Origin of the sequence: Arthrobacter sp. CG_A4 (genome assembly GCF_035985125.1) — a bacterium.
Lineage (GTDB): Bacteria > Actinomycetota > Actinomycetes > Actinomycetales > Micrococcaceae > Arthrobacter.
Map to the genome: position 1 here is coordinate 93,677 of NZ_JAXCID010000011.1, position 7,218 is coordinate 100,894.

Annotated in this window: 6 protein-coding genes; 4 read left to right on the forward strand and 2 right to left on the reverse strand. The window is 66.6% G+C overall.

Going from position 1 to position 7,218, the window contains the following annotated elements:
* Positions 1–16: 16 nt before the first annotated feature.
* Positions 17–1,267 carry a class I SAM-dependent methyltransferase gene (locus RCH07_RS07060; RefSeq protein ID WP_326966751.1) on the reverse strand — a complete coding sequence of 417 codons (1,251 nt, stop codon included), beginning with the start codon at positions 1,265–1,267 and terminating at the stop codon, positions 17–19.
* 85 nt (positions 1,268–1,352) lie between these two features.
* Here RCH07_RS07060 and RCH07_RS07065 point away from each other — a divergent pair, with 85 nt between their 5' ends.
* The 3 genes from RCH07_RS07065 (at position 1,353) to groL (ending at position 4,034) form a co-directional block, all read left to right on the forward strand.
* Positions 1,353–1,787: a hypothetical protein gene (locus tag RCH07_RS07065; RefSeq protein WP_326966752.1), complete on the forward strand. Its 435-nt coding sequence runs from the start codon at positions 1,353–1,355 to the stop codon at positions 1,785–1,787.
* A gap of 252 nt (positions 1,788–2,039) precedes the next feature.
* Positions 2,040–2,336 (forward strand): co-chaperone GroES, encoded by a 297-nt coding sequence (gene groES, locus RCH07_RS07070; protein ID WP_326966753.1) that lies wholly within the window; start codon positions 2,040–2,042, stop codon positions 2,334–2,336.
* Positions 2,337–2,423: 87 nt separating this feature from the next.
* Positions 2,424–4,034 carry a chaperonin GroEL gene (gene groL, locus RCH07_RS07075; protein WP_326966754.1) on the forward strand — a complete coding sequence of 537 codons (1,611 nt, stop codon included), beginning with the start codon at positions 2,424–2,426 and terminating at the stop codon, positions 4,032–4,034.
* A 112-nt stretch (positions 4,035–4,146) separates the two neighbouring features.
* On the opposite strand, the gene RCH07_RS07080 is transcribed toward groL, so the two are convergent.
* Entirely contained in the window at positions 4,147–5,115 is a 969-nt protein-coding gene (locus RCH07_RS07080; protein ID WP_326966755.1) for a DUF389 domain-containing protein, read from the reverse strand.
* Between the two features lie 499 nt (positions 5,116–5,614).
* Here RCH07_RS07080 and guaB point away from each other — a divergent pair, with 499 nt between their 5' ends.
* Entirely contained in the window at positions 5,615–7,126 is a 1,512-nt protein-coding gene (gene guaB / locus RCH07_RS07085; protein ID WP_326966756.1) for an IMP dehydrogenase, read from the forward strand.
* Positions 7,127–7,218: the final 92 nt, after the last annotated feature.

Below are 7,218 nucleotides of genomic sequence, written 5' to 3' on the forward strand. Positions count from 1 at the left end.
CAGCCAGAGTGGCTCCCTAGACCGGCTCCACCGAGATGGCTACCCGGTCCTCGCCGATCCTGGTGAGGACCAGGGTGGCTGTTTTCCTGGCGGCATTTCCTCCAGTCTTCCCTCCGGACTTGCCGCCGGACTTGCCGCCGGGCAGCAGCTGCTTGCGCAGCTCCTCCGGAGTGACCGAGGTACCGCGTTTCTTGATGTCCAGCACACCGATGCCGTGGTCCTTGACCCAGGCCTTGAGCGACTTGACGTTGTACGGCATCACCTCCAGGACCCGGTAGGCCCGGGCAAACGGGGTGTCCCGCAGTTCCGGGGCGCAAATGTAGGCTATGTGCTCGTCCACGAGGTGTCCGCCCAGCTGGAGGGCGACGTCGGCCACCAGCCCGGCGCGGATGACGGCGCCGTCGGGCTCATAAAGATAGCCCTCGACCGGACCGACCGGGGCCACCGGGCCACCGTCGAAGTCCTCAGCGCTGGTGAGTTCCGCCGCCCCCTCGGAGCCCAGTAGGAGGGCGGCACGCCTGATCCCGGGGCGCCGGACCGCGTTGAACCACAGCGCCACCTCGGTGACGTCCCCGCCCACCGAGACCCACTGCGCTTCACAGCCCTCCGGCACCGCGTCGTGCGGCATGCCGGGGCCCATTTTGACGCCCACGGCGAGTCCGGTGCCGGCCAGGGACTCGACAAAGGACAGCGGCGGGGAGAAGTCTTCCGGGTCCCAGAGCCGTTTAGTGCCCGAGGTGGAGGTGGCGCGGCGGGCCGGGTCCAACCAGACGCCGTCGATGCCGTCGAGGGGCACGGAGGTGGCGTCCGAGTGGACGACGGTGGCGTTCCGGAACGGGATCAGGTTCATCGTGGCGCAGGCAGCAGTGGTCTCGTCCATTTCCACCGCGGTCACCTGGATATCCAGGGATGCCAGGGCCATCGCGTCGGCGCCGAGGCCGCAGCCAAGGTCCGCGACATGGGCGACGCCGGCTGCCAGGAACCGCTGGGCGTGCCGGGCCGCGACGGGGAGCCTGGTTGCCTGCTCCAGTCCGGCCTGGGTGAAGATCATCTGCCGGGCGAACTCGCCGAACTTGGCTTCGGCCCTGGTCCGCAGCCGGGACTGGGTGAGCACGGCGGAGACCAGTTCGGGGGAGTGGCCGGCCTTCCGGAGCGAGGCATTCAGCCGGAAGGCGTCGTCCTCCCGGTAGGGTCCCAGCGACGCCAGGAGGTCCCAGCCCTCGGGATTGAGGAGCGGTGCGATCTGGTCCTGCGGTGCGTCAGCCATGCGGTCAAGCCTAGGGCAGACACGGTTGGGGCGCCGTCCGCCCGGTGCGCCCGGTCCTTCCGGTCCGCCCGATAGGGTTGACGGCATGGACGACAGCGGCACGGCGAACAGCGACACGGACGAAAACTTCCCGAACGACGACGCCGCCGACCAGGACGCCGACGGCGGCCGGCCCGCCCGCCGGGGACTCGCCCGGTACGCCCGGCCGGCTTTGATCGCGGGCAGCGTCATCGCCGTCGTCTGCGTGGCGCTCCTGGTCATCATCTTCTTCCTGGACACTTTCAATGCGACCGTCTATTCCGTCGGGGGCCAGGACGTCACGGACGCCACCGACGAGGCACGCAACATCCGTGAGACCTACGCCGCGGCCCGGGTTGGCGGCATCGTCTTCCTCGGCGCCGGCGTCCTCCTGGCCGCCGCCGGCGCCGTCGTCGTCTACCGCCACCGCAACGAGCGGAGCCCGGACGCGGGCGAAGAAGACGGCGAAGACGTGGACTTCGACGATCTCGGAGAACGGTAGCCGGCGGTATTACCCCGCCCCGATCCGGGCCCGTCCCGGGCTGCGCCGGCGTTCACCCGGAACGAACTTCTGGCACTCGCCTTGACCGAGTGCTAACTCCTTACATAGAGTCATCATTAGCACTCTCCCTAGGAGGGTGCTAACACCTGAAGCCCTATCAGCCAGGCTGCTGCCGGCACCGCGACGACGGCCTGCACGCCATGGCGCCAGAGCTTCACAGTCCACGAATTTGCTGACGAATAGGAGAGGTCCTTGTCGGTCTCTATTAAGCCTCTTGAGGATCGTATTGTTGTCCGCCCGCTCGAAGCCGAGCAGACCACGGCCTCTGGCCTGGTTATCCCGGACTCCGCGCAGGAAAAGCCGCAGGAAGGCGAAGTTGTTGCAGTAGGCCCCGGCCGCTTTGACGACAACGGCAACCGCGTCCCGATCGATGTTGCCGTCGGCGACATTGTCATCTACTCCAAGTACGGCGGAACTGAAGTCAAGACCGGCGGCACCGAGTACCTCGTGCTGTCCGCCCGCGACGTTCTGGCGATCGTCGTAAAGTAACTCTCTTGGAACCCCGCGCCGCCGATCCCTCTGATTCATCCCGGACAGGTCTGCTGCGCGGGGTTCTGTCTTTGAAAGGACAAAACCATGGCAAAGCAGCTCGCGTTTAACGACGCTGCCCGCCGGTCGCTCGAAGCCGGCATCGATAAGCTCGCCAACACCGTTAAGGTGACGCTTGGCCCGCGCGGCCGCAACGTCGTGCTGGACAAGAAGTGGGGCGCCCCCACGATCACCAACGATGGTGTGACCATCGCCCGTGAAGTCGAGCTGGATGACCCTTACGAAAACCTTGGCGCGCAGCTCGCCAAGGAGGTCGCCACCAAGACCAACGATGTTGCCGGCGACGGCACCACCACAGCAACCGTGCTGGCACAGGCCCTCGTCAAGGAAGGCCTCCGCAATGTTGCGGCGGGCGCTGCCCCCGGCGAGATCAAGCGTGGCATCGAGGTCTCAGTCGAGGCCATCGCAGCCCGCCTGCTGGAAAATGCCCGTCCGGTCGGCGGCACCCAGGTAGCCAACGTTGCCTCCATCTCCGCCCAGAGCGACGAGATCGGCGAGCTCCTGGCCGAGGCGTTCGGCAAGGTCGGCAAGGATGGTGTGATCACCATCGAGGAATCGTCCACCACGCAGACCGAACTGGTCCTCACCGAGGGCATGCAGTTCGACAAGGGCTACCTGTCCCCGTACTTCGTCACCGACGCGGAACGCCAGGAAGCAGTCCTCGAAGATGCCCTGATCCTGATCAACCAGGGCAAGATCTCATCGGTCCAGGATTTCCTGCCGCTGCTTGAAAAGGCACTGCAGAGCTCCAAGCCGCTGTTCATCATTGCCGAGGACGTCGACGGCGAGGCGCTCTCCACGCTGATCGTCAACCGCATCCGCGGCACCCTGAACGTCGTTGCCGTCAAGGCGCCGGGCTTCGGTGACCGCCGCAAGGCCATGCTGCAGGACATCGCCACCCTCACGGGCGCACAGGTTGTCTCTGCGGAACTGGGCCTCAGCCTGGACACCGTCGGCCTTGAGGTGCTGGGCACCGCCCGTCGCATCACCGTCACGAAGGACAACACCACCATCGTCGACGGCGCCGGTTCGGCCGAGGACGTCGCAGCCCGGGTTTCCCAGCTGCGCGCCGAGCTGACCCGCACGGATTCCGATTGGGACAAGGAAAAGCTGCAGGAACGCCTGGCCAAGCTGGCCGGCGGCATCGGCGTGATCAAGGTCGGCGCAGCGACCGAGGTGGAGCTTAAGGAAAAGAAGCACCGCATCGAAGATGCTGTCTCCTCGACCCGCGCAGCGCTCGAAGAAGGCATCGTGGCCGGCGGCGGCGCCGCCCTCATCCACGCCCTCAAGGCGCTCGACGAGGATCCGGCCGTGAAAGCACTCGACGGCGACGCAGCAGCAGCGGTCGGCATCGTCCGCCGGGCACTGACCCAGCCGCTGCGCTGGATCGCCCAGAACGCTGGCTTCGACGGCTACGTTGTCGTCGCCAAGGTGGCCGAATCCGCCGACAACCACGGCTTCAACGCCAAGACCGGCGAATACGAAGACCTGATCGCCGCCGGCGTCATCGACCCGGTAAAGGTTACCCGTGCGGCCCTCCGCAACGCTGCTTCCATCGCGGCCCTGGTTCTCACCACGGAAACTCTCGTGGTGGAGAAGCCTGCCGACGAAGACCAGCACGCAGGCCACCAGCACTAAGCCTCGCCGGCGGCGCCCTGACCGGCACCGCAGCTTCACCAGCACATAGAAGGAGAGGGACCGGACCAGCGCGAGCTGTTCCGGTCCCTCTTTTCGTGGCGGGACGCTTGAGTCAGGGCCGGGAGCGGAGCGCCCTTCGGCGAAGCCGCAGCGCGGCGTCCCGCGGAAGCCGCCTGGTAATCAGCCGGTAGAAGATCAGGACGGCAACAGCCGCCACCACGATTCCCACGAGATTCAACCCCAGCTGGAGCGCCGATCCGGCCGCCTTCTGGTACTCGCCCAGGACCAGTGCCACCGCCACGAATCCGGCGGCCGGGACCGTCGTGACGGAGATGAAGACGCCCACCAGGGCTGCGGACCGGCGGCTGATCACGGACAGCATTCCGGCGATCCCGGCCAGCACGGCAACGATCAGCGAATAAGGCCCCGGGTGGTAGATGAAATCGACCGCGGAGCCGCGGTCGAGCACATCGGCGGGAAAAAGACCGAGCGGCACTGACAGCCAGGCCGTGAGGGCTGCCGCGAGCATGGCCACCGGGAAGCCGACGCCGAGCGCGAGTGCCGCGCCGCGGCCGAGCCGCCACTGCCGCCGCACGAGTGCCACCGCCAGGGCCGCCAGCGGGCCGAACTCCGGCCCCACCGCCATCGCCCCGACGATGGCGATGGTCGAATCCGTGACGATGCCGATGGCCGCCAGCTGGGTCGCGAGGACGAGGAACGCCAGGTAACTCCAAGTCAGCCGCGAGTCCTCACCTGTCTGCCGGGACACCTCGTCCCAGATCACGGCGTCGGCACCCTCGCCCGGGGCGGCCGCCTCAGCCTGATCCGCCCGGTCCGAGAGCACCAGCTCCGGCGTGGTGACCGAGATCGACCCCACTTCCTGGACTTTCAGCGCATGGAGTTTCTCCACCAGCCGCTCCACGGATTCGCGTGCCAGCAGGACCTGGATGACGTCTCCCGGTGGAACTAGGGAGGCGCCGGAATGGCGTGCGACTTCGGCGACGCCGATCTCGCCGGAGCAGCAGTCCACCACAGCCGGGGACAACTTCTCCGGGACACAAATTCGCAGTTGCACGATCACGTGCCCACCTCCTTCGACTCCCACCACACTGACATAAAGTGCGGTAACCGTATCCCGGTGACGCGGGGGTCCGGCGGGCTTGTAGGGGGACCGGTCGTCATCCGGCCTTTTGGAGGGGTTCGAGGGTCACCTGCCCAACGCCCTCGACCGCGGTGAGCATCGCACAGCTGTTCCTGCCGGGCTTTGCGAGATCGCGAGGTTCTTCGTGGACCCGTCATCAGGAGCAGGGCGGCAGGGGACTCCAGTTCGCGGAGGCCAGACGTCGTCGATGCCGATATCGCTTTGCTGGACCAGGACCAAAACCCGGATTCCCCATCTGCGCCGGCGGCCGGCGAAGCCCGTGCGGTTGCTCACATTACCGGCCCGGAATATGGGGATCGCCGCCAAGGTTCTACTATCTATTCAACACTTCTGCACAGGCCATGCCCGTAATGACGGGCTGGTCATCTGCTGCAACCCCTACCCGTGACACCCTGCAACCAAGGTAAGAGGCGCACTCATGACCCAGCCCGGACACGACCCCTTCGGCTTCATCGGCCTGACCTATGACGATGTCCTGCTCCTGCCGGGCCACACTAATGTCATTCCTTCGGAGGCGGACACCTCATCCCGGATCTCCAGGCGCATCACGGTCCAGACGCCGTTGCTGTCCGCCGCCATGGACACCGTCACTGAGTCCCGGATGGCCATCGCGATGGCCCGCCAGGGCGGTCTCGGCGTCGTGCACCGCAACCTCTCGATCGCCGATCAGGCCGACCAGATCGACCGGGTCAAGCGCAGCGAGTCCGGCATGATCACCAACCCGCTGACCATCGGCCCCGAGGCCACGCTGGCCGAGCTGGATGAAATCTGTTCGCACTACCGGGTCTCCGGCCTGCCCGTCGTGGACGAGGGCATGAGGCTGCTGGGCATCGTCACCAACCGCGACACCCGCTTCGTGCCGGAGGCGGACTTCCCGCTCCGGCTCGTCAGCGACGTTATGACCAAGATGCCCCTCGTCACCGGGCACGTCGGCATCAGCCGCGAGGAAGCCTCGCACAAGCTGGCGACCAACAAGATTGAGAAGCTCCCGCTGGTGGACGAGCAGGGCCGGCTCAAGGGCCTCATCACCACCAAGGACTTCACCAAGGCCGAGCAATACCCGCTGGCCACCAAGGACGAGGCGGGCCGGCTGCGAGTCGGTGCCGCCATCGGGTTCTTCGGTGACGGCTGGGAACGTGCCATGACCATGATCGACGCCGGCGTGGACGTCCTCTTCGTCGACACCGCCAACGGCCACTCGCAGGGTGTGCTGGACATGATCAGCCGGTTGAAGGCGGATCCCGCCGCCGCCCACGTGGACATCATCGGCGGCCAGGCCGCCACCCGCGAAGGCGCCCAGGCGCTCATCGACGCCGGCGCCGACGGCATCAAGGTCGGCGTGGGCCCGGGATCGATCTGCACCACCCGTGTTGTTGCCGGCGTCGGTGTCCCGCAGATCACCGCCATCTACGAATCCGCCAAGGCGGCCATCCCCGCCGGCGTTCCGCTGATCGCCGACGGCGGCCTGCAATACTCGGGCGACATCGGCAAGGCGCTGGTGGCCGGCGCCGACACCGTGATGCTGGGCTCCCTGCTGGCCGGCTGCGACGAGTCCCCGGGCGACCTGATCTTCGTCAACGGCAAACAGTTCAAGCTCTACCGCGGCATGGGCTCCCTCGGCGCCATGCAGACCCGCGGCAAGAACACCTCCTACTCCAAGGACCGGTACTTCCAGGCGGACGTCTCCGGCGATGACAAGCTCATCCCGGAAGGCATCGAAGGCCGGGTGGCCTACCGCGGCCCGCTGGCCTCGGTGGCGCACCAGCTGGTCGGCGGCCTCCGCCAGACCATGTTCTACACCGGAGCACCGACGATTCCCGAGCTCAAGGCCCGCGGCAAGTTCGTCCGCATCACGCCGGCCGGGCTGAAGGAATCCCACCCGCATGACATCCAGATGACAGTGGAGGCACCGAACTACGGTTCGCGCTAGTCTGAAGTTACGTTGGTCCTTTCCTCGTTTTCCTTCTGGAATCCGGGGGAAGGACCACTTTTGTATCAACATTTGTAGCCACTAAATTCTTT